This is a genomic window from Methylobacterium sp. NFXW15 (assembly GCF_049887755.1).
GTDB lineage: Bacteria > Pseudomonadota > Alphaproteobacteria > Rhizobiales > Beijerinckiaceae > Methylobacterium.
The window spans coordinates 188,397-209,229 of sequence record NZ_JAGEKG010000002.1; the positions used below are offsets into that span (position 1 = coordinate 188,397).

Sequence of the window (20,833 nt, forward strand, 5' to 3'; positions counted from 1 at the left end):
TGAAACTCGCGCCGCTCAGGCTCAAGTTTTTTGCTGCGGGCGCCGTTGCCCGTGCTATAGGGCGCGCTTCCGGCGGCCGGCGAACGGGCCGGGTTGTCGGCGCGCGCGGGCGTGGCGGAACTGGTAGACGCGCTGGATTTAGGTTCCAGTGTCGCAAGACGTGGGGGTTCGAGCCCCTCCGCCCGCACCAGCCCCGCCCGGGACGGCGGGGTTCGCCCCTGCCTGCCGACGCCCGATCCCCTGCCGCCGCAGAACCTCGACCCGGTTTCGATGGGGCGAGGCCGCAAACGATTCTGGAAGAGCGACGACGATGCAGGTCACCGAGATCAACACCCAGGGGCTCAAGCGGGAATATCAGGTCCTGCTGGCCGCCCAGGAACTCGAGGAGCGCCTGACCAGCGAACTCGCCGGCATGAAGGACAAGGTGCAGCTGAAGGGCTTCCGCCCCGGCAAGGTGCCGGTCGCCCACCTGCGCAAGGTCTATGGCCGCTCGGTGATGGCCGATGTCGTTCAGAACGCCGTGAACGAGGCGAATCGCAAGATCGTCACGGACAACAACCTGAAGCTCGCCCTCGAGCCGCAGATCGAGTTCCCGTCCGACCAGCAGGAGGTCGAGAAGGCCCTGGATGCCAAGGCCGACCTCGCCTTCAAGGTCGCCCTCGAGGTGATGCCGAGCTTCGAGCTCGCCGACCTCTCGGATGTGAGCCTGACCAAGCTCGTCGCCACCCCCTCCGACGAGGAGGTCAACGAGGCGCTCGATCGGATGGCGGGCCAGAGCCGTCCCTTCACCGAGCGTGAGGAAGGCGCCGCCGCCGAGAAGGGCGACCGCGTCACCATCGATTTCGTCGGCCGTATCGACGGCGAGGAGTTCCAGGGCGGCAAGGGCGAGGGCATCGACCTCGAACTCGGCTCGAACACCTTCATCCCCGGCTTCGAGGATCAGATCGTCAGCGCCAAGGTCGGCGAGCAGCGCCTCGTCAAGGTGACCTTCCCGGCCGAGTACGGCGCCGAGCAGCTCGCCGGCAAGGATGCCGAGTTCGACGTGACCGTCACGAAGATCCAGCAGCCCGGTGAGGCCAAGATCGACGACGAGTTCGCCAAGACCATGGGCATGGACTCCCTGGCCGATCTGAAGGACGCCATCTCCAAGGCGATCGGCAGCGACTACGAGGCCGCTTCGCGTCGCCGTCTGAAGAAGGAGCTCCTCGACGCCCTGGACGGCAAGTACGCATTCGAACTGCCCCCGTCGCTGGTCGCGCAGGAATTCGCTGCAGTGTGGGCCCAGGTCGAGCAGGACCTGAAGACCCGTGGCAAGACCTTCGAGGACGAGGGCACGGACGAGGAAAAGGCGAAGGCCGAGTACCGCACCATCGCCGAGCGCCGCGTGCGTCTGGGTCTTGTGCTTGCGCAGGTCGGCGAGAGCGCCGATATCAAGGTCTCGGACGAAGAGGTCAATCAGGCCCTCATCGCTCGGGTGCGGCAGTTCCCGGGCCAGGAGCAGCAGGTTTGGGACTTCTACCGTAAGAACGCGCAGGCGCTCGCGGAGCTGCGGGCCCCCCTGTTCGAGGAAAAGGTGGTTGACCACGTCCTCGGTCAGGTCAAAGTCACGGAAGAGCCCGTCGCGAAGGACGCCCTGTTCGCCGACGACGAGGAAGACGACACGACCGGTGATAAGCCGGCTGCGAAGGCCGATTCGGCCGACTGAGCCCGCTCCTTCCTTGGGCAGCGGGCAATGAGATTAGGCGATGGTTAAGCATCGCCGTTGTTCGCTGAAATGCCTGGGGGCCCGTGATTCGGCGGGCCCCGGGCCTCACCCCCAGGGCAGGATGAGATGAGAGACCCGATCGACGTCTACAACAATGCCCTCGTGCCGATGGTGGTCGAGCAATCGAGCCGTGGCGAGCGCGCCTTCGACATCTACTCGCGCCTGCTGCGTGAGCGGATCATCTTCCTGACCGGCCCGGTCGAGGATTACGGCGCCTCGCTCATCGTCGCGCAGCTTCTGTTTCTCGAGGCCGAGAACCCGAAGAAGGAAATTTCCTTCTACATCAATTCGCCCGGCGGCGTGGTGACCTCGGGCCTCTCGATCTACGACACGATGCAGTTCATCCGCTGCCCGGTGACGACGCTCTGCGTCGGCCAGGCCGCCTCGATGGGCTCGCTCCTGTTGACGGCCGGCGAGCCCGGCCACCGGTTCGCCCTGCCGAACGCCCGGATCATGGTTCACCAGCCCTCCGGCGGCTTCCAGGGCCAGGCGACCGACATCCTGATTCATGCCCGCGAGATCGAGGCTCTGAAGCGGCGCCTCAACGAGATCTACGTGAAGCACACGGGCCGCGAGTACGAGGCGATCCATACCGCGCTCGAGCGGGACAACTTCATGACCGCCGATGCGGCCAAGGAGTTCGGCCTGATCGACGAGGTCATCCAAAAGCGGCCCGAGCCCGCCGCCACCGCCTGATCGGCATGGTACGCTGCCGCGGCCTTGATCCCGCCGCGGCAGCGTGTTTGCATCGGGGGATGTGACCACGCGGTCAAAGGCGCGCAGCACACTGTTTCTTTAAGCGAACCCCCTTACGTTTCACGACATTGACGTGTGCCCCTTTGCCGGCAGCGCACGTGGGGAATCGGAGACCGATATGAGCAAGTCTGGCGGCAACGACTCCAAGAGCACGCTGTATTGCTCGTTCTGCGGCAAGAGCCAGCACGAGGTCCGTAAGCTCATCGCCGGCCCGACGGTGTTCATCTGCGACGAGTGTGTCGAACTGTGCATGGACATCATCCGGGAGGAGTCGAAGTCCTCTCTGGTGAAGAGCCGCGACGGGGTGCCGACGCCGAAGGAGATCCGCCGCGTCCTGGATGACTATGTCATCGGCCAGGATTTCGCGAAGAAGGTCCTCTCGGTCGCGGTGCACAACCACTACAAGCGGCTCGCCCACGCGACGAAGCACAACGACGTCGAGCTGGCCAAGTCCAACATCATGCTGATCGGGCCGACGGGCTCGGGTAAGACCCTGCTCGCGCAGACGCTGGCCCGCATCCTCGACGTGCCGTTCACCATGGCGGACGCCACGACCCTGACCGAGGCCGGTTACGTCGGTGAGGATGTCGAGAACATCATCCTCAAGCTGCTTCAGGCATCGGACTACAATGTCGAGCGGGCACAGCGCGGCATCGTCTACATCGACGAGATCGACAAGATCTCCCGCAAGTCGGACAACCCCTCGATCACCCGCGACGTGTCGGGCGAGGGCGTGCAGCAGGCGCTTCTGAAGATCATGGAAGGCACCGTTGCCTCCGTGCCTCCGCAGGGCGGCCGTAAGCATCCGCAGCAGGAGTTCCTGCAGGTCGACACCACGAACATCCTGTTCATCTGCGGCGGCGCCTTCGCGGGGCTGGAGCGGATCATCTCTCAGCGCGGCAAGGGTACCTCGATCGGCTTCGGTGCGACCGTGCAGGCCCCCGATGACCGTCGCACCGGCGAGATCTTCCGCTCGGTTGAGCCGGAGGATCTGCTGAAGTTCGGCCTCATCCCCGAGTTCGTCGGCCGTCTGCCGGTTCTGGCGACCCTTGAGGATCTGGACGAGGCCGCCCTGAAGAAGATCCTTCAGGAGCCGAAGAACGCCCTGGTGAAGCAGTACCAGCGCCTGTTCGAGATGGAGAACGTGGATCTCACGTTCCAGGACGAGGCTCTGTCCCTCGTCGCCCGCAAGGCGATCGAGCGGAAGACCGGCGCCCGCGGCCTGCGCTCGATCCTGGAGACCATTCTTCTCGACACGATGTACGACCTGCCGGGTCTCGAGTCCGTCGAGCAGGTGGTCATCGGCCCCGAGGTGGTCGAGGGGAAGTCGCGTCCGCTCTACATCCATGGCGAGCGCGGCAAGGAAGCGCCTGCCAGCGTCAGCGCGTGAGGACAATTGCAGCTCGGCGTTGTGCGCCGAGCTGCGCTGTTCCGTTCTCCTTGAAAGGGGCTCGGGGCGTGTCCATTTCAGGCTCAGCGCGGTGGCCGTACGCTCCTTCGAGGCACGGTACCGCGTCACCAGCCGCACAGTTTCCCTGATCCAAGACCCTCGCGGCCCGGTCGGCCGTGGCAGCATGCTTGCTCCCGTTTGCGGAGGAGCAGCGAGCCCGGCATTCACGATGAGGTTTCCGTTATGACCCAGTCGAAATCGCGCCAGCCGGTCATCCCGGGCTCGACGGGCTCTTACGCCGTCCTTCCCCTGCGCGACATCGTCGTGTTCCCGCACATGATCGTGCCGCTCTTCGTGGGGCGCGAGAAGTCCATTCGTGCGCTGGAAGAGGCTGTCCGCTCCGACCGCCACATCCTGCTCGCGACTCAGATCAATGCCGGTGACGATGATCCGGCCACCGACGCGATCTATAAGATCGGCACGCTGGCCAGCGTCCTTCAGCTTCTGAAGCTGCCCGACGGCACCGTGAAGGTGCTGGTCGAGGGTGTCGGCCGTGCCAAGATCGCGAGCTTCACCCGTTCCGACGAGTATTACGAGGCGACCGCGCTGGCGCTCCACGACGAGCTCGGCGATCAGGTCGAGGCCGAGGCGCTCGCGCGTTCGGTGCTCTCTGAGTTCGAGAATTACGTCAAGCTCAACAAGAAGATCTCCCCCGAGGTCGTCTCCGCCGTGACGCAGATCGACGAGCCGTCCAAGCTCGCCGACACGATCGGCTCGCATCTGCTCGTCAAGATCGCCGACAAGCAGGGCATCCTGGAGACGCCCACCGTTGCCCAGCGCCTTGAGAAGGTGCTGTCGCTGATGGAGAGCGAGATCTCCGTGCTGCAGGTGGAGAAGCGCATCCGCACCCGCGTCAAGCGGCAGATGGAGAAGACGCAGCGCGAGTACTACCTCAACGAGCAGATGAAGGCGATCCAGAAGGAGTTGGGCGACTCCGAGGATGGCCGCGACGAGCTGGCTGAGCTCGAGGAGAAGATCGAGAAGACCAAGCTCTCGAAGGAAGCCCGCGAGAAGGCGACGGCTGAGCTGAAGAAGCTGCGCCAGATGTCGCCGATGTCCGCCGAGGCGACCGTCGTTCGCAACTACCTCGACTGGATGCTCGGCATTCCGTGGGGCAAGCGCTCGAAGATCAAGAAGGATCTGCTCGGCGCCCAGGCGCTGCTGGATGAGGATCATTTCGGCCTCGACAAGGTCAAGGAGCGGATCGTCGAGTACCTCGCCGTGCAGCAGCGGGCGAACAAGCTCACTGGCCCGATCCTGTGCCTCGTCGGTCCTCCCGGCGTCGGCAAGACCTCTCTCGGCAAGTCGATCGCCAAGGCGACGGGTCGTGAATTCGTGCGCATGTCGCTCGGCGGTGTGCGTGACGAGGCCGAGATCCGCGGTCACCGCCGGACCTATATCGGGTCGATGCCGGGCAAGATCGTCCAGTCGATGCGGAAGGCGAAGACGTCCAACCCGCTCATCCTGCTCGACGAGATCGACAAGATGGGCATGGACTTCCGCGGCGACCCGTCGGCGGCTCTGCTGGAGGTGCTGGATCCCGAGCAGAATTCGACCTTCAACGACCATTACCTCGAGGTCGATTACGACCTGTCGAACGTGATGTTCGTGACGACGGCGAACACGCTCAACATTCCGGCGCCGCTGATGGACCGGATGGAGATCATCCGCATCGCCGGATACACCGAGGAAGAGAAGGTCGAGATCGCCCGCAAGCACCTGATTCCGAGCGCCATGAAGAAGCATGGCCTCGACAAGAAGGAGTGGTCGATCACCGATGACGGGCTGATGATGCTGGTGCGCCGCTACACGCGGGAAGCCGGTGTCCGTAACCTGGAGCGCGAGATCTCCAACCTCGCCCGCAAGGCGGTGAAGGAGATCCTGATCACCAAGGCGAAGTCGGTCGTCGCCAATGAGGAGAACCTGCCGGTCTTCCTCGGCCCGCCGAAGTTCCGCTACGGCGAGATCGATGCGGAGGATCAGGTCGGCGTAGTGACGGGTCTGGCCTGGACCGAGGTCGGTGGCGAGTTGCTGACGATCGAAGGCGTCATGATGCCCGGCAAGGGCAAGATGACGGTGACGGGCAACCTGAAGGACGTGATGAAGGAGTCGATTTCGGCGGCGGCGAGCTACGTCCGCTCCCGTGCCCTCGACTTCGGCATTGAGCCGCCCTTCTTCGACCGGCGGGACATTCACGTCCACGTGCCGGAGGGGGCGACCCCGAAGGATGGCCCGTCTGCCGGTATCGCGATGGCCACGGCCATCATCTCGACCCTCACGGGCATCCCGATCCGTCGGGACGTGGCGATGACGGGTGAGGTGACCCTTCGCGGTCGCGTGCTGCCGATCGGTGGCCTGAAGGAGAAGCTGCTCGCCGCCCTGCGCGGCGGCATCAAGACGGTGCTGATCCCCGAGGAGAACGCCAAGGACATCGCAGAGGTGCCCGACAGCGTGAAGAACGGTCTTGAGATCGTTCCTGTCTCGCGGATGGATCAGGTTCTCCAGCGGGCTCTGGTGCGCCAGCCCGAGCCGATCGAGTGGGATGAGCCGCTGCCGCCGGTGAAGCCCGCCCGCACGGAAGAGGACGGCGCCACCTTCATCGCCCACTGAGTGGCGAGGGTTTGATCGAGGATAGAGCCCGGAGCCGGAAACGGCTCCGGGCTTTTTCACGCCGAGGCTCGCTGTCACGCTAGCCTCTTGCGTCGCAACGCATCAATGCCGTATCGATCCGCCGCGTCGGGCGGTTAGCTCAGTTGGTAGAGCGTCTCCTTTACACGGAGAGGGTCGGCGGTTCGAGCCCGTCACCGCCCACCATGTTCTGCAATGACTTAGCTCATTGCCTGCTTACCAGAGCATCGGCTTAGTAAGCACATAGTAAGCACCGCGCGTGAAATCCGAATCGGCTGTCCTATCTCGTTCGCATAGACGAAGCCGCGATCCCCGCCATACTCGTCGCGCAAGACGCCGCCGACGCTCTCACCCCTATCCTTCGTGTAAGCCGGGTGGAGGGTTGGGGTGATTCTCGGGATAAGTGAGGTTCGCGCGATCAGTCCTTGAGCCTGACGCACTTGTCGCCGGTTCGCATGTCGCCCGGCTCCATGAAGACGACGCCCGCCGCTGTCAGTGCGCCGCAATCACATCGCCGCACGGTTGAAAGCGAACTCGGCGCATCATCGGCGTTTCTCATCCGCGTCCATGGCCCGCTCTACGAGGATGCGGACAGCCTCAGACCACGTCGGGATGCGTCCCGGCTGGCGGCGCCGCCAATCCTCAATCCGGTCAGCCCAACGCTTCGTGCAAACGATCTGCTTTCGGACCTCGGCCTTCTCGCCGTCAGGTTCGACCCTTCGTGTCACGTCGTTCGCCGCCAGACTGATTTTGACTTCCACGGCCCTACCCTCGCTTGCTTCTAGTCGCAACATGTGTAACTTGACCAACCTGTGTTAGCAAGAGCTCGAACGATGGCCGATGAATCATACCCGGAAGGCGTGACGTCTATGGATCACGCTAAGCACGACCTGAAGATGGGGAGATCTCCTAATAAGTCTTCGGTGGAGACGTTCTTGGCTGAGAAGGAGTTTTTGGCGGCTCAGAAGAAAGTTAGCTATCTGTCTAGCAATGGAGACACCCTCGAAAACTGCGTGCCTACTCAAGTTCCGGCGGCTGTATCTGAATGCTTGGCCTTCTTCGTTTCAGTCATCAAGTCGGGCGAGCCTTGGACCGCAGATTGCGAGGACATGTATGCGAAGGCGAAGGCCGCGATGGCCTGAAGCGCGTGGACTGGGTTGCCGCGGATTCCATTGCTCGGAAGCGTGGCGGAACTCCTGAAACGCGAAAAGAGCGCTCCGGCCGAAGCCAGGGGCGCCCGTGTGGGTGTGAAGTAGGGTGTGAAGCGGAAGGTCCGTGCATCAGGCCGATCTTCGACAGCACCACCGAGCCAAAGGCCGAGACCGCGCCGGCTACCGCTTCCCAGACACGCTTCTCCATGGTGTCGAGGCGCTTCTCGGCGGCATCAATCCGCTCGGACAGCGCCTTGTTGTCCTTCTCGATCTCTGAGCGCGGGACGAAAGTCGCAATCGCCGCGGGTCGGCCCGCTGCCTCAGGCCGCCTGGACCCGACGCGAACCCCGGATCATAGCCCGAACTGGCCGGGTGCTGCGCTTGCCGAAAACCGTCCCGGTCCGGAACGCCTCACGCTCGGCCGGATCCTCATGCCGCATTACTTCCGAGGCACGCCGTTGCATCCGTTGGGCGAGGTCGGCCTTGCCGACGATGGGCGCCTCTGGGTCGCGCCGGGCGGCGAGCACGAGAGCCTCGACCTCACGGGCATAGGCTCGCAGTTCGGTGGGATAATCGAAGCGTGTGCGATGCCTCATGCGAACCTTCCCGTTCCCGGGGCGGGCCGCGACGCATCTCTCGCCATTCCTTGACGGCTTGTAGTCTAAAAACTACAAGCTACTATGGCGACGATCACCCGCACCGATCAATTCGACGGGTGGCTGGCACGCCTTCGAGATCGCCGCGCCGCTCAGAAAGTGTCGATCCGGATCGATCGGTTGGCCATGGGCAATCCCGGCGATGTCGCTCCCGTGGGCGAGGGCGTCAGCGAGATGCGGATACATACGGCCCCGGCTACTGGGCCCACTATTCGCAGCGCGGTACAGAAATCGTGCTGTTGTTGTGCGGCGGGGATAAGACGACACAAGTCCAGGATATTGAAACCGCAAAGGCTCTGGCTCGCGAGTGGATGTAGGAGACAACGTGATGCCCTTGAAGACCGCGCCCTATGATTCGGCCGACTATCTCAAGACCCCTGAGGACATCGCGTTCTATTTAGAAGCCGCGCTCGAGGAGAATGACCCCGCTCTGCTGGCCCATGCCCTCGGGGTCATCGCCCGGGCGCAAGGCATGGCGGATATCGCAGAGCGTACGGGTCGATCCCGTGAGCAGCTCTATCGGACGCTCTCCGACAGGGGGAACCCCCAACTGGATACGCTGATGAGCGTGCTGAGCGCGATGGGCCTTCGCCTCAGTATCCAGCCCGTCGAGGAACAGCCGCAGGCGGCATGATGGATTTCAAGGCGGACATGCAAACGCCCGGCGATCTCTCGATCCCGGGCGCGCGTCTCGCGACCTAGCTGAATTGCCGGATTTGGCCCGTCGGGTCAAGGCGTCAGCGGTAAACCGCAACGTTCGCCTTGGTCATGATCATCTCAATTTTCGTCTGGTCTTCTTGAACTTCGAATTGGCTGATAAGCCGACCATCCTTCTCTTTGGTCGCCATAGTGTGAAGAACGCTCCCGCCGGGGAACCGATGGACAATTCTAATTATACAATCTGTATTTACTAGAACTTTGTGGTTCGTGCTGTTCGTAAGTTCGATCCATGCCATTAGAGTTTGCTTTTTATTTAATGCGCATTGCGCTGTGCGCGAGTGCACTGGGCGTCAAAAATTTTGGCTCACCTTTCCCTCGCCCTCGTTCAATCCGGCAGTTTTGGCTGCTTGGAGAACGTCGGGACCACTTTTCACAAGTTGGAGGCCTCGCGCGCTGCCGGTGACTGTTTCCTCCAAAATGCGACGTGCATCTGAAAGAGCCTTGGCGATCACAAGGCATTGCACTTGCGCCATTCCCTTTGGCGCACTCGCGACAGGCCGATCCCATGTGAAAAGGAAGCCCGTGTAAGTAAGGTCAGTCATTCCTCACAATGCCATGCGTACCCGCCGCAACCAAGCAGGGGTTTTGTAAGGACACCTTAGACTGCGCTCCAAGCCGCCAACTCGGTATCTCGCCGTCACCAGATCCCTCACTCGGCCGCGCCCGGCCACCGCCCGCCGAACCTCCGCTTTGGCCTGCGGCGCATACCTCGCCTGCAGCTCGCCGAAATAGACGCCCTGGCCAGCCGGTACCGTGCGCCCCCGGCTGTCCGTCTCTTCACCGGTCGGCTCACCCTGGAAGGCCCGGATCGCTTGAAGCACGCTAACGGCGGCGAACTCGGTGTCGAGGTCGTCTAGCAGGATTCGAAAGTCCTCGGCGATGTAGGCGGTGCCGCGCTCGCCCCCCTTGCCCCGCGCCTCGGCGTACTGCGCGAAGGTCTGACGGCCAGTGAGAACCTCAGCATGGAAGCGCGCGCCTGTCACGCCGATTGCCCGCATGATCTTGTCCTTGAGCATCGCGACGAGGCGGGCGTCCTCGATGGCGTAGATGATCGCCCGCTCGTGGGCGATCGAGAGGTCCTTCGAGCCCCGCACGTCGACGTTGCGGTTCGCCGAGGCGAGCACACGGGTGGCGGGGGAGAATGGATCGGCGACTGCGACGGCCGAGACCTGTACCGGTCCGCGGCGCCGTGTGGCCAGCGAGATGCTGGTGCGGGCGTCAAAGGCTTGGGAGTGATCGTACCGATCGCCGCGCGGATCCCGGCGCCGCTCGGACGTCGCGGGGCGGGTGGCCGGCGAGCCGGCGAGGGAGGCGGAGACCTTCTTCCTGGAGGTCACGGTGATGCCCCCTTAAGGCGCCTCGGTCTTTCGCCGGGCCGCGACACCCGAAGCTCTGCACGGTTTTGGACACATGCAAGCGTGAATATCGAAAGCGTCAGCCTATCGTGACTGGGTTCTTCATCACGCTCTCAAAGGCCGCTTAGGGTTGTTTTCTGTCTGTCCGCTTTCGCTTCGCCTAAAAGCAGACCTACGTCACGGCCTGCTATTCGATCGTCAGATCGAGCAGCCTTTGCGCCAGCAGGACCGCAGTGGGCGCGTCGACAGCTGATGCGTCCGCTCCAACCTGTTGGACGAGTTCGGGGCGTTGCAGGAACATCGGACCTCCGACCATGATGCCGATCGCCGAATTCCGCGACGCATTGCGCACGGAGCGGATTGCCGCCGTCAATTGATCGACTCGCGTTTCGCTGCTGAGTGTCAGTCCAACGACGCCGAACCATTCGGATGAGACCAGCGCGGCGATTTCATGGGGGGTGGACGACAGGCCGATCGAGACGGCCCAGCCCGCCCTGCGCAGGAATTGTTCGACGACCTAGACGCCGAACGTGTGTTGCTCGCCCGGCGCCCCCATCAGCAGCAAGCGCCGTCGATGATCGAGCGAGACCGTCTCCTCTTCGGCGCGAAAACGAGCGACGAGGCGTTGGAGCCGGGCCACTCCCGTTGTGACTTCGATGAAGTCGCATAGATCCTCGTCCCAAAGTCGGCCCAAGAGGGCGGCGGAGGGCGCTAGAAGTTCGAGGAATAGGCGGTCGGCTGAGTGACCCGCCGCCATCAGGGCCTCGAAGGCTGCGATCACGGGTCCATCGTCCGAAGCCAGGGCGAGATGGGCGAAGTCGGCGACCTCTGCTTCGATAGGCGCAGACGTGACTTCCATCTTCCCGGCCGTCGAACGGCGATGGCGGAGGATCAGCTTGGGAACGATCTCGCCTTGAACGACTCGCCCCAGGACCCGGCAGCGCTCACGGGAGGCCTCGGCGGCCCGCTTACGTATGTAGAGGCGCCGGTCTTCCGTGCGTGGACGGGGCTCGCTCGTAGGGTCATTGCCCCATCGGCGTTCGGACGGACCGAAATCCCGCATCGTCCCCCCCCTTTTCGGCAGCGCCGAAGGCCTTGCTGGCCGATCGATCGCTACGACGCATGAGAGCTGCGCTTCTCGACGAAGTAAAGGCGGCCGACGAAGAGGTGATGTCTGTCGAAAAAATGCGCTCCGGGCTTTGCACAGGCTGAATTTTACAGGCCTCCGTTTGCGCGGCTGTCGTTTTCGGCCCGTACTTGCTTTTATTTTCTCGATGGCATAGACCTGAAAAATCGACTTTTGGCCAGATATTTGGCTGTATCGCCTGAGCACGGCGAGCGCTCTGCATCTTTCCCAATTTCGAAAAACGATTGTCGAGCGCATGCACGCATGCGCTGGCATTTCTTCCTATTAATGTATTATGGATTATCGATGAGCATCGGAACCGTTAAGTGGTTTAACGACACCAAGGGCTTCGGCTTCATCCAGCCGGATGATGGCGGCAAGGACGTGTTCGTTCATATCTCGGCCGTCGAGCGCGCTGGCATGCCCAACTTGGTTGAAGGCCAGAAGGTCTCCTACGAGATGGAGACCGACCGTCGCAGCGGTAAGCAGTCGGCGGGCAGCCTCCAGGCCGCCTGAACCACGCTCGTCTGCCGTAGACGATCTGCGAAGCCGCTCCCACCAAGAGCGGCTTTATTCATGTCTAACAAGACTGGCGTTCGCATCCGGCAGGTCAGCCATGTGGCGTGATGCGCTCGACGATGGAGAATGATCAGTGTCTCACAAATTCAAGATCGGCCAGAGCGTCCGACAGCTCGGAACCAGCTATGTCGGGAGCAAGAGTATCGTCGATGGGCTTTTCGAGATCGTTCGGCTGACGCCGGATGATCGCTCGGGTGAGCCGACCTATCGTATCAGATCCTTGGGCGTCGAACGGGCCGCCCGCGAAGGCGAGCTGATCCTGGTTTCCTGACCGGCTTCCTCGATCCGGGCTCCGCTCAGCAATAGCGCCTTCCGACGTAAGGGATGCCAGCGCGTGCGGCATCCACCGCGTCGCGTTCACCCGGTGATGAGCGGCGAAGTATGGGCTGGACGCCTCCAGGCCTACGGAGTAGCCGTGCGGCCACGGGTGCCGGGCGGCCGCCCTCACTTGGAGACGGGTTCGTGGACGGACACGGCAGTGCGGAACGACCCACGATCTACCTCGATGTAGATGGGGTCGTGACGACGGTGGATTATCAGCGTCATGCGGGGCGAGACAGGCTGAACCCAGCTCAGATCGCTCGGGTCGCCGCCTTGGTTCGAGAGTTCGGAGCGCAAGTCGTCGTTTCATCGACATGGCGCGTCGCCGATTGCCGCCCGACCCTCGTAGAAGCCGGCCTTCCCGCCGATTGCTTCCATGCCGATTGGCGTACGGCTATTCTTCCAGCAAGCCGGAATGCGGAGACCGGCGAGATGCTTCCCGCCGAGCGCGCGCGACGCGGTGACGAGATCGCCGAGCACGCGCGTCGGAACGGAATCACCAAATACCTCATCCTTGATGACGTCGAGGTAGGCCCTGCCCACGCGGGCCGCCACGTCCAGCCGGACGCGACGTGCGGATTCCGTGAGGCGGATGGGGTTTTGGCGCGACAGCTTCTCTCGTGCGCCAGAGCGGCCTGAACGATCATGCGTCCGAACGGCGCATGCCGATCGTTCCCCGTTTTATCCTCCCGTAGGACTTGAACTTTTCGGCGTCGCCGGTCATTCCATGACAGCGGTGTGACGGTTGCGTCAGGCTGCTCCCGACATCGACACGCTCACCTCGACATCTGCCGGACCCGCCCGTCCGGCCTGTCTGCCCGAAGCCGCCTCTACGTGGCTCGGGACGGTGCTGCGCGTCGAAACACCAGACGGCAGGAAGGAGTGAGCGCGATGCTGGGATTCACGATGCGGACGACGCTCACCCGGCCTTCCCTCACGACCCTAGGTATCGTCGAGCGCTCCGCTGAGAAGGCACATGCCTCTCTCGTCGCGACCGGCTGGGCAGAGATCGGTTATGGCTACCACGGTTCGGTGCACGCTCATCCCCACCATCCAGAGGTCGTTGTGCGCCTTGCCCGCAAAGCCGACGGCTTCGGCGATTATGCGGCGCTGCTTCTGAAAGGCTTTGCCGGTTCCGACGGGCCGCACGCACCATGCATCTACGATCTTTCGGTCAGCCGCTGCGGTGCGCTCATGACCGTAGGCGCACGACTCACTACCCCGCCGCCCGGCACTTGGTGGTTAGCATACGCTCATGCCGTCATCGCCGACCATCCAAGCGTGTCGATCGATGAGGGAGTGCGGGACCGGTTCAAGGCGGAGTGGCCAGGGTACGAACCCCGGATCGACCATCCGAGCTTCGATGGCATCCGAGAGGAATTCCGTGCCGCGTGGCCACAATATGAAGCCTTCGTCGCGACCCTTCGCGCGGCGTCACCGCGCGCGCTGGATCCGAACATCGGAAACGTGTTGATCGGAAGAGATGGCTGCCCCGTGGTCAACGATCCGCTCTGCGACGACGCCTTCGGTTTATGGCGATCCCCGCTGTCGCGTTGGGCCTTGCGCGTTGGCGAAGCGCTGCGCCGGTGCATTGGCGACGCTGTGGGTCGAGGGCCTGCGGCGGCCTGACGGACACCGTCCTGTATTGCTCGAAGCCGAACCAAAGCACCTCGGATCAGCGGTGCCTCAGGCCTCGCCGAGGGGATGGGCGACTTGAGCAGTCGCTCTGCCACAGACGGGAAGACGGCAAGTCTCGATGCCGTGATCTTCCGCCAACTTCCGAGCAGAATACTACTCCCACCCGCTATAGTGCTCGCGCGTATCCCGGCAGCAGTTCGATGGCCTGCGCGGTCGCCTGAGACAGTCGCACCTCGGTCAACGTCACCTCGGCACCTTCCTTGACGGCTTGCCTGACGATCTCGACCCCCTGATCGGGGGTGTCGGCAATCACCGCATAAAACAAGGTGATCCGGCCTTCGGGCGCGGCTTCATCCGGCAGCGCGACCTTCACGATGAAAGCGGTTTGATTGGGTTCGGTCATAAGCCGAGCTTACACGATGTCTCGCCTTGACCCAGAGCATACTTCCCTCAAACGCCATTCGAGAGCTCAATCGGTCAGGATGTTGCGCTTGGCAGGACATCGAGCGCCATCAGGGCTCTCCGACGGCGCTCTGCCTTGCTCTCAGGCAAACGTCTTTGTGCTCGAAATCGGCGATCGTGTCAGCGTTGCGATCTCGCGAGCAGGCCGCCCTGATCTTTGGGCTACCTCTTTGTCTTGATCGGCGATGAGGTCGCGGGCAGGTGCATCACCATCCAGTCCAGCAAGGAGTTCGACAGGCACCCGCCGGTTCGAAGCCCGGCTGCCATCCTCGTAAACGACGTCGAAGAGGACGAAGCCCTGAAGCTTCGGAGTGGATTTGCTGCGCTTGGCCATGTGCGCTCATATCGACTCCGTTGCTGCAAGGACATCCTCTGCGGCGCTTAGCCCATCTGCCTCCTCTGCAAAGCAGGCTTATCACCGGTAGATTGGTTCCCTCTAAGCTCCAGCCCTCAGGCGCATGGGCGCCCCTTGAAGGAAGCCGGCGATATCCTGGATCCAGCTCGACACCGCCAGTATCCCTGGCGGCGGCACGCCTCTTCGTCTGATGCAGAGAGGGCGTGAGTTCTCGATCGTCGTCGACACGATTGAACTCATGAACAATACGCGGGGCAGGTCGGAGGAGGCTCTGGCGACTCTGGCGTGCAAGCGGCTGGCAAGCACACCCGCTCCGCGCGTCCTGATCGGAGGCCTCGGCATGGGGTTCACCCTCCGCGCGGCGCTCTCGGCCCTCGACAGGGAAGCACGGGTCGTCGTCGCCGAGCTGGTCCCCTCCGTCCTGGCGTGGGCTCGCGGGCCTCTGGCAGACGTCTTCGATGGTTGCCTCGACGATCCGAGGGTTGAAGTCCACGAGGCCGACGTCAATCAGCTGATCCGATCAGAGCCGCAGGCTTGGGACGCCATCCTTCTCGATGTCGATAATGGCCCCGAGGGGTTCGTACGTCGCGAAAACGATCGCCTCTACGATGGACGAGGATTGGAACAAGCCCGCATGGCCCTTCGCCCGGGAGGAGTGCTTGGGGTTTGGGCTGACGTTCCAGATCGCCGCTTCAAGGCGAGACTCAAGCGCTTCGACTTTTCTGTTGCGGAGTTTCGGATACCTGCGAGCGAGGATGGCGGACCTCGTCATGTGTTGTGGATCGCTACGACGCGCTCCACCGATCGATTGAGTAAATTTTAAAATGCAACTGCGCAGCATCAGTTCAACAAGCGGCGAAAACATATCGGAGATTCGCGGCGTCCAGTCATGAAAAACCCTCGCAACAGAGGGAATGACGTCCTGAATAATATCGGCTTAAGGCTTAACCTCAAGCTCGATCAGCCGGGTGCAAAAAATTGGCTCGGGGGAGCGGCGTTGACGTCCAACAGAGCAGCACGCGAGGCTGGGGCGAGCGGAGTTGAAGCTGTGTTCGATAATGCGTTGAAGCGGCTTGGGCAGACTGCGCCGCAGCCGAAAGGCTAGGCGTTCTGGCGACTTCGCACGACGAGCTTAAGAGTCGCCGTCACGACCTCGTTGCCATCTTCATCCGGGGGATGGGACTGCTTGTACCGGAGATGCCAGCCGGAAATGGGCAAGCTCGGACGAGGCGTCGCAGCTCGCGCTCGACAGCCCCGTCCGGCCCACTACCCTCGGAAGTGCGGGAAAAGATGGAGCAGCTGATGAACGAGAACGACCCTGGCGAGGTGGACGACTTCACACGACTGCACGCGAAGATGTCGGCCTTGGAGATCGTTCTCGGCGCTTTGATCGGACGCTTGTCCGAGGAAAACCCGGAGATACGGGAAGACGTGAGGCGAGATGTCGCCGTGATCCTGGGTGACCTGCCGATCGATGGACCGAGCGAAGAGCTGATCGCCGCCGAGGTGAAGCGCGCGGCCGACGTATTGATGAGCGTCTCGATCGGCTGAACAGGTGCGCCAGGGCGAGACGTGCAGGTTACCAGCGCGTCTCGGTCGGTTCGGCTGAGATCGGAGGAAGCGCCCATCTCAGCGGCCTCCGAATTCACAGCACCCGGACGCGGCACGTCCCCCGGCCATTCAGCGGCCTCAGGCCAATGATCCGACATTTCCGGCGAAAGAAGATGTTGTCGCGCAGTGCGCGCAACCCGATCGCGGCGCCAGACGCATGACGCATGACGCGCCGACAAAGCTGAAAGCCCAACGTATCCTTTGGCGATGGCCTCTGTCCGAGTCCACGAGAGGCGTCGTCACTACGCGTTCGAACGCTCGTCTTGAGCCGTATCGAGCGAGTTGAGCCGCCCCCGTCGATTGTTTCAGCCGTCATTGCGAGCGTTAGCGAAGCAATCCAGGGAGGCGCATTGTTCTGAAGCGTCCCGCTGCCCTAGATTGCTTCGCTTACGCTCGCAAAGACGGAGATACGTGAGCCAACGTTGTCCAAGACGGCTCTAGACGTCAAACACTCGCCGTGATCAGATCCATTCGAATTTCATATGGCTCGGGTCATGGAGCTTCGGCATCTTCGGTATTTCGCCGCCGTGGCGGAGCACCTCAGCTTCACGGCAGCGGCGAACAGTTTGGGCGTGTCCCAGCCGCCCCTCAGCCAGCAGATCCGTGATCTCGAACTCGAGATCGGTGTGAACCTGTTCGAGCGGACGAGCCGACGCGTGACTTTGACCGCAGCGGGAGAGGATTTCCTGCGGAGTGCCCGCGCGATCCTGGTTCAAGCCGCCGATGCCGTCGATCGGGCGCGGACCATTGGGACCGGTACGGCGGGTATCCTCAACATCGGGATGACGAGTTCGGTCCTGGTCGGACCCCTCGGCTCCCTGATCCGCTCCTTCGAACAGCAATATCGCGGCGTGGACGTGCGCATCCACGAGATGTCGCCGGGGGATCAGATCATCGCCCTCAAGTCGCATCGCACCGATCTCAGCTTCCTGCGCAGCCCCCCCGACGATCCAGATCTCGTGCGGGAGATCGCATGGCGTGAGCGGCTGTGCATCGCGCTTCCCGCCGGTCATCCCCGTGCCACCGCCAGTAGCGTCTCGGTCGATGTCTTCCGCGATGAGCGGTTGATCTCGCTTCGGCTGGAAAGCTCCCGCTTCGCGGAGGAAATCTTTCGGGCCTGTGTCGCCAAGGGCTTCACGCCGGATGTCTCGCAACAGGTGCGGGAAGCCTCCTCCCTCGTCAGCCTCGTCGCCGCCGGGTTCGGCCTCGCAATCATCCCCGAATTTGTCGGCCGCCTGCACCATCCGGGCGTCGTCGTCCTGCCCTTCGATCCGCCCTTTCTGTCGGCGGATGTCTATGCCCTGCACCACAAGCGGAAGGGACCGGTGGTCGATAACTTTCTCACGCTGTTGCGCGCAGAAGCCACCGGCATGGCCAGGAGTTTCCAGGGCCGATCCGAGGCTTGATCAAACCGAAAAACCTATCAATCGAGCCGAACAACATATTGGACGACGGATCCTGAAGGCGTCTATCAATCGTCTCAACGGGGGGATCACGCCATGTTCGACCTCGATCGAGAATATCCCCGCGATATGGTGGGTTACGGGCGCTGCAGGCCCGATCCGCGCTGGCCCCGGGGCAAGCGCGTCGCCGTCCAGTTCGTCGTGAACTACGAGGAAGGCGCCGAGAACTGCATCCTGCACGGGGACGCGGCGTCCGAGGCGTTTCTGTCCGAGATCGTCGGCGCTCAGCCGTGGCTCGGCCAGCGCCACGCGAACATGGAATCGATCTACGAGTACGGCGCCCGCACGGGCTTCTGGCGTCTCTGGCGCGCCTTCACCCGACGCAGCATGCCGGTGACAGTCTTCGGTGTGGCCGCCGCCATGCAGCGCAACCCTGAGGCGGTTGCGGCGATGGTCGAGGCCGATTGGGAGATCGCAACCCACGGTCTGCGGTGGATCGACTATCGCGATCACACACCGGACGATGAGCGCGCCGACATCGATGCCGCCGTCGCGATGCAGACGGCCCAGACGGGAACGCGACCGCAGGGTCTCTACCAGGGGCGGACATCCACCAACACCCTGGCCATCGGCGCGGCCGAGGGCGGTTTTCTGTACCTCGCCGATTCCTATGCCGACGAGCTGCCCTACTGGGTGACGATCGGCGGGCGACAGCAGCTCATCGTCCCCTACACCCTCGATGCCAACGACATGCGGTTCGCCACGCCGCAAGGCTTCAACAGCGGCGACCAGTTCTTCGCCTACCTCAAGGATTCCTTCGACCTCCTCTATCGCGAGGGGGGCGAGGGCCGGGCGGGCATGATGTCGGTGGGGCTTCATTGCCGCCTCGTCGGGCGGCCAGGGCGTATGGCGGCCCTGGAGCGCTTCCTCGATTACGTGGCGGGACATCCCGACGCCTGGGTGGCCACCCGCCTCGACATCGCTCGCCACTGGGTCGCTGAGCACCCGCCCGAGGGTGGCTATCGCCCAAGCCAAATGGGGCGGGCGCTCTTCGCGCAGGTCTTCGGTGCGGTTGTCCCCGGAGAGGGCAGGGCGCTCGCCGAGATGGTCCATGCCAAGGGCCTGGGTCCGGAAGCGGATACCGCTGCCGGGCTTGCAGGGCTCTTCGCCGCGAGCGGCTTGGCGGAAGCCGACAGCAATGCCTTCCGCGAAAAATTCGACAGGCTCATCGGCGGCGATCAATCACGGAACCGTCAGGCATAGCTTTTGCGCAGGACGCCGCGTACCGGCGCCGCGCTGACGACAAGGCCCGGCAACAGGGCCCCTCATCTCACAGGGAGAAACGCGATGTACGCAAACATCGAAGCGGCAGGAGCCAGCGCAGCCGTGTCGGATGAGCGGGAAACCGTCGTCATCAAACCAAGTTACGACCCGAACCTCGTCAACGAGGACCTCGCCCCGCTGCGCAAGCAGACCTGGGGCACCTACAACATTTTCGCTTTCTGGATGTCCGACGTGCACAGCGTCGGCGGTTATGTGACGGCAGGTAGCCTGTTCTCCCTGGGCCTCGTGAGCTGGCAGGTCCTGATCGCCCTGCTCATCGGCATCGTGATCGTGCAGATCTTCTGCAATCTCGTCGCCAAGCCGAGCCAAGTCACCGGCACGCCTTACCCGGTCATTTGCCGCGCCTCGTTCGGCGTGAAGGGGGCGAACATCCCGGCCATCATCCGCGGCCTCATCGCGGTGGCCTGGTACGGCATCCAGACCTACCTCGCTTCTGCGGCGCTCACCGTCGTTGCACTCCGTTTCTACCCCGAGTTGATGCCCTATGCCGACGTGAAGCAACATGGCTTCGCAGGCCTCTCGACCCTCGGTTGGTCCGCCTTCATGACCCTCTGGGTGCTACAGGCGCTGGTCTTCTGGCGGGGCATGGAAGCCATCCGCGTCTTCATCGACTGGGCAGGACCGGCGGTCTACGTCGTGATGATCGCGCTCGCCGTCTATCTCGTCGCCAAGGCCGGCATTGATCAGATCGGCCTGAATCTCGGCGCGGTGAAGTACACGGGCTGGGACGCTCTTCCGGTCATGATCAACGCCATCGCCCTGGTGGTCTCGTACTTCTCCGGTCCGATGCTGAACTTCGGTGATTTCTCGCGCTACGGGGCGAGCTTCGAGGCGGTGAAGAAAGGTAATTTCTGGGGCCTGCCGGTGAACTTCCTCGGCTTCTCGCTGCTCACCGTCATCACGGCCTCGGCGACGGTCCCGGTCTTCGGTCACCTCATCACGGATCCCGTGGAAACGGTGAGCCGCATCGACAGCACCTTCGCGGTGGTGCTCGGCGCGTTGACCTTCATGACGGCGACAATCGGCATCAACATCGTCGCGAACTTCGTCTCGCCCGCCTTCGACTTCTCGAACGTCTCCCCGAAGCGGATTTCCTGGCGGATGGGCGGAATGATCGCGGCGGTCGGCTCGATCTTCATCACGCCGTGGAATTTGTACAACAACCCCGCCGTGATCCACTACACGCTCGATGTCCTCGGCGCGTTCATCGGCCCGCTCTTCGGCATCCTGATCGCCGATTTCTACCTCGTGCGGAAGCAGAAGATCGTCCTGGACGACCTCTACACGATGAGCCCGGCCGGGACTTACTGGTACACGAACGGCTATAACCGCGCCGCCGTCACCGCGATCATCCCCTCGGCGCTTATTCCGGTCGCCTGTGTGGTGTTGCCCGGTTTCGAGAGCGTGGCGAACTTCACGTGGTTCATCGGCTGCGGCCTGGGCTTCGTGATCTATACCGCCATCATGCGGCGGCGGCCCAGCCTCGCGGCGCAGCCCGCCTGAGCCGAGAGAG

At 63.0% G+C, this 20,833-nt stretch carries 21 protein-coding genes, 2 tRNA genes and 3 pseudogenes; 19 read left to right on the forward strand and 7 right to left on the reverse strand.

Translation table 11 applies throughout. The features are described 5' to 3' along the window. The first annotated feature begins 105 nt into the window (after positions 1-105). The 8 genes from J4O73_RS05155 to J4O73_RS05190 all read left to right on the forward strand — a co-directional run bounded on the left by J4O73_RS05155 (position 106) and on the right by J4O73_RS05190 (position 7,741). Positions 106-190 (forward strand) — tRNA-Leu (locus tag J4O73_RS05155). A gap of 120 nt (positions 191-310) precedes the next feature. Continuing rightward, complete coding sequence (gene tig, locus J4O73_RS05160) at positions 311-1,705, forward strand: trigger factor (protein WP_426215240.1); 1,395 nt, start codon at positions 311-313, stop codon at positions 1,703-1,705. A 126-nt stretch (positions 1,706-1,831) separates the two neighbouring features. After that, positions 1,832-2,461: an ATP-dependent Clp protease proteolytic subunit gene (locus J4O73_RS05165; RefSeq protein ID WP_378966503.1), complete on the forward strand. Its 630-nt coding sequence runs from the start codon at positions 1,832-1,834 to the stop codon at positions 2,459-2,461. Between the two features lie 178 nt (positions 2,462-2,639). After that, positions 2,640-3,911, forward strand: a complete 1,272-nt coding sequence (clpX, locus tag J4O73_RS05170) for an ATP-dependent Clp protease ATP-binding subunit ClpX (protein WP_378966501.1) — start codon at positions 2,640-2,642, stop codon at positions 3,909-3,911. Between the two features lie 243 nt (positions 3,912-4,154). After that, entirely contained in the window at positions 4,155-6,581 is a 2,427-nt protein-coding gene (lon, locus tag J4O73_RS05175) for an endopeptidase La (protein ID WP_426215243.1), read from the forward strand. Between the two features lie 128 nt (positions 6,582-6,709). Next, positions 6,710-6,785 (forward strand) — tRNA-Val (locus tag J4O73_RS05180). A 239-nt stretch (positions 6,786-7,024) separates the two neighbouring features. Next, complete coding sequence (locus tag J4O73_RS05185; protein WP_426215245.1) at positions 7,025-7,384, forward strand: hypothetical protein; 360 nt, start codon at positions 7,025-7,027, stop codon at positions 7,382-7,384. A 48-nt stretch (positions 7,385-7,432) separates the two neighbouring features. After that, positions 7,433-7,741: a hypothetical protein gene (locus J4O73_RS05190; RefSeq protein ID WP_426215247.1), complete on the forward strand. Its 309-nt coding sequence runs from the start codon at positions 7,433-7,435 to the stop codon at positions 7,739-7,741. Here J4O73_RS05190 and J4O73_RS05195 read toward each other — a convergent pair. Together J4O73_RS05195 and J4O73_RS05200 are read right to left on the reverse strand one after the other, a co-directional pair. Continuing rightward, positions 7,671-8,048 carry a hypothetical protein gene (locus tag J4O73_RS05195; protein ID WP_426215985.1) on the reverse strand — a complete coding sequence of 126 codons (378 nt, stop codon included), beginning with the start codon at positions 8,046-8,048 and terminating at the stop codon, positions 7,671-7,673. The two genes, J4O73_RS05190 and J4O73_RS05195, sit on opposite strands and share 71 nt — an antisense overlap. 22 nt (positions 8,049-8,070) lie before the next feature. Further along, positions 8,071-8,346, reverse strand: a complete 276-nt coding sequence (locus J4O73_RS05200) for a hypothetical protein (protein WP_426215249.1) — start codon at positions 8,344-8,346, stop codon at positions 8,071-8,073. Between the two features lie 84 nt (positions 8,347-8,430). On the opposite strand from J4O73_RS05200, the pseudogene J4O73_RS05205 reads away from it, so the two are divergent. After that, positions 8,431-8,723: pseudogene (locus J4O73_RS05205) on the forward strand (type II toxin-antitoxin system RelE/ParE family toxin). 11 nt (positions 8,724-8,734) lie between these two features. Then, positions 8,735-9,040: an addiction module antidote protein gene (locus J4O73_RS05210; protein ID WP_426215251.1), complete on the forward strand. Its 306-nt coding sequence runs from the start codon at positions 8,735-8,737 to the stop codon at positions 9,038-9,040. A gap of 631 nt (positions 9,041-9,671) precedes the next feature. Here J4O73_RS05210 and J4O73_RS05215 read toward each other — a convergent pair. The 3 genes and pseudogenes from J4O73_RS05215 to J4O73_RS05225 form a co-directional block, all read right to left on the reverse strand. Continuing rightward, positions 9,672-10,463, reverse strand: a complete 792-nt coding sequence (locus J4O73_RS05215; RefSeq protein WP_426215253.1) for a hypothetical protein — start codon at positions 10,461-10,463, stop codon at positions 9,672-9,674. 205 nt (positions 10,464-10,668) lie between these two features. Next, positions 10,669-10,986 (reverse strand): annotated as a pseudogene (locus J4O73_RS05220) (cobalamin-dependent protein); the annotation flags it as partial. A 12-nt stretch (positions 10,987-10,998) separates the two neighbouring features. After that, the gene (locus tag J4O73_RS05225) at positions 10,999-11,340 is read right to left on the reverse strand and encodes a hypothetical protein (RefSeq protein ID WP_426215255.1); all 342 of its coding nucleotides are present in this window, start codon (positions 11,338-11,340) and stop codon (positions 10,999-11,001) included. A 573-nt stretch (positions 11,341-11,913) separates the two neighbouring features. Between J4O73_RS05225 and J4O73_RS05230 the strand changes: the two genes are divergently transcribed. The 4 genes from J4O73_RS05230 to J4O73_RS05245 all read left to right on the forward strand — a co-directional run bounded on the left by J4O73_RS05230 (position 11,914) and on the right by J4O73_RS05245 (position 14,136). Beyond that, on the forward strand, positions 11,914-12,123 hold the full coding sequence (locus J4O73_RS05230; RefSeq protein ID WP_426215257.1) for a cold-shock protein: 210 nt from the start codon (positions 11,914-11,916) through the stop codon (positions 12,121-12,123). A 136-nt stretch (positions 12,124-12,259) separates the two neighbouring features. Then, positions 12,260-12,457 carry a hypothetical protein gene (locus J4O73_RS05235; RefSeq protein ID WP_426215259.1) on the forward strand — a complete coding sequence of 66 codons (198 nt, stop codon included), beginning with the start codon at positions 12,260-12,262 and terminating at the stop codon, positions 12,455-12,457. Positions 12,458-12,567: 110 nt separating this feature from the next. Then, positions 12,568-13,146: an HAD domain-containing protein gene (locus tag J4O73_RS05240; RefSeq protein ID WP_426215261.1), complete on the forward strand. Its 579-nt coding sequence runs from the start codon at positions 12,568-12,570 to the stop codon at positions 13,144-13,146. Between the two features lie 252 nt (positions 13,147-13,398). Beyond that, the gene (locus tag J4O73_RS05245) at positions 13,399-14,136 is read left to right on the forward strand and encodes a hypothetical protein (RefSeq protein WP_426215263.1); all 738 of its coding nucleotides are present in this window, start codon (positions 13,399-13,401) and stop codon (positions 14,134-14,136) included. A 175-nt stretch (positions 14,137-14,311) separates the two neighbouring features. Here the strand turns inward: J4O73_RS05245 and J4O73_RS05250 are convergent, their stop codons facing one another. Together J4O73_RS05250 and J4O73_RS05255 are read right to left on the reverse strand one after the other, a co-directional pair. Next, the gene (locus J4O73_RS05250; protein WP_426215265.1) at positions 14,312-14,548 is read right to left on the reverse strand and encodes a hypothetical protein; all 237 of its coding nucleotides are present in this window, start codon (positions 14,546-14,548) and stop codon (positions 14,312-14,314) included. A 141-nt stretch (positions 14,549-14,689) separates the two neighbouring features. Continuing rightward, on the reverse strand, positions 14,690-14,941 hold the full coding sequence (locus tag J4O73_RS05255) for a hypothetical protein (RefSeq protein WP_426215266.1): 252 nt from the start codon (positions 14,939-14,941) through the stop codon (positions 14,690-14,692). Between the two features lie 211 nt (positions 14,942-15,152). Between J4O73_RS05255 and J4O73_RS05260 the strand changes: the two genes are divergently transcribed. From J4O73_RS05260 to J4O73_RS05280, 5 genes and pseudogenes are all read left to right on the forward strand, one after another. Next, positions 15,153-15,785 carry a spermidine synthase gene (locus J4O73_RS05260; RefSeq protein ID WP_426215268.1) on the forward strand — a complete coding sequence of 211 codons (633 nt, stop codon included), beginning with the start codon at positions 15,153-15,155 and terminating at the stop codon, positions 15,783-15,785. A 479-nt stretch (positions 15,786-16,264) separates the two neighbouring features. Beyond that, positions 16,265-16,513 carry a hypothetical protein gene (locus J4O73_RS05265; RefSeq protein WP_426215270.1) on the forward strand — a complete coding sequence of 83 codons (249 nt, stop codon included), beginning with the start codon at positions 16,265-16,267 and terminating at the stop codon, positions 16,511-16,513. A gap of 542 nt (positions 16,514-17,055) precedes the next feature. Beyond that, positions 17,056-17,979, forward strand: coding sequence for a LysR family transcriptional regulator (locus J4O73_RS05270; protein WP_426215272.1), 924 nt, complete (start codon positions 17,056-17,058; stop codon positions 17,977-17,979). A 93-nt stretch (positions 17,980-18,072) separates the two neighbouring features. Continuing rightward, positions 18,073-19,030: pseudogene (gene puuE / locus J4O73_RS05275) on the forward strand (allantoinase PuuE); the annotation flags it as partial. A 293-nt stretch (positions 19,031-19,323) separates the two neighbouring features. Continuing rightward, complete coding sequence (locus J4O73_RS05280; protein WP_426215274.1) at positions 19,324-20,823, forward strand: NCS1 family nucleobase:cation symporter-1; 1,500 nt, start codon at positions 19,324-19,326, stop codon at positions 20,821-20,823. Positions 20,824-20,833 lie beyond the last annotated feature (10 nt).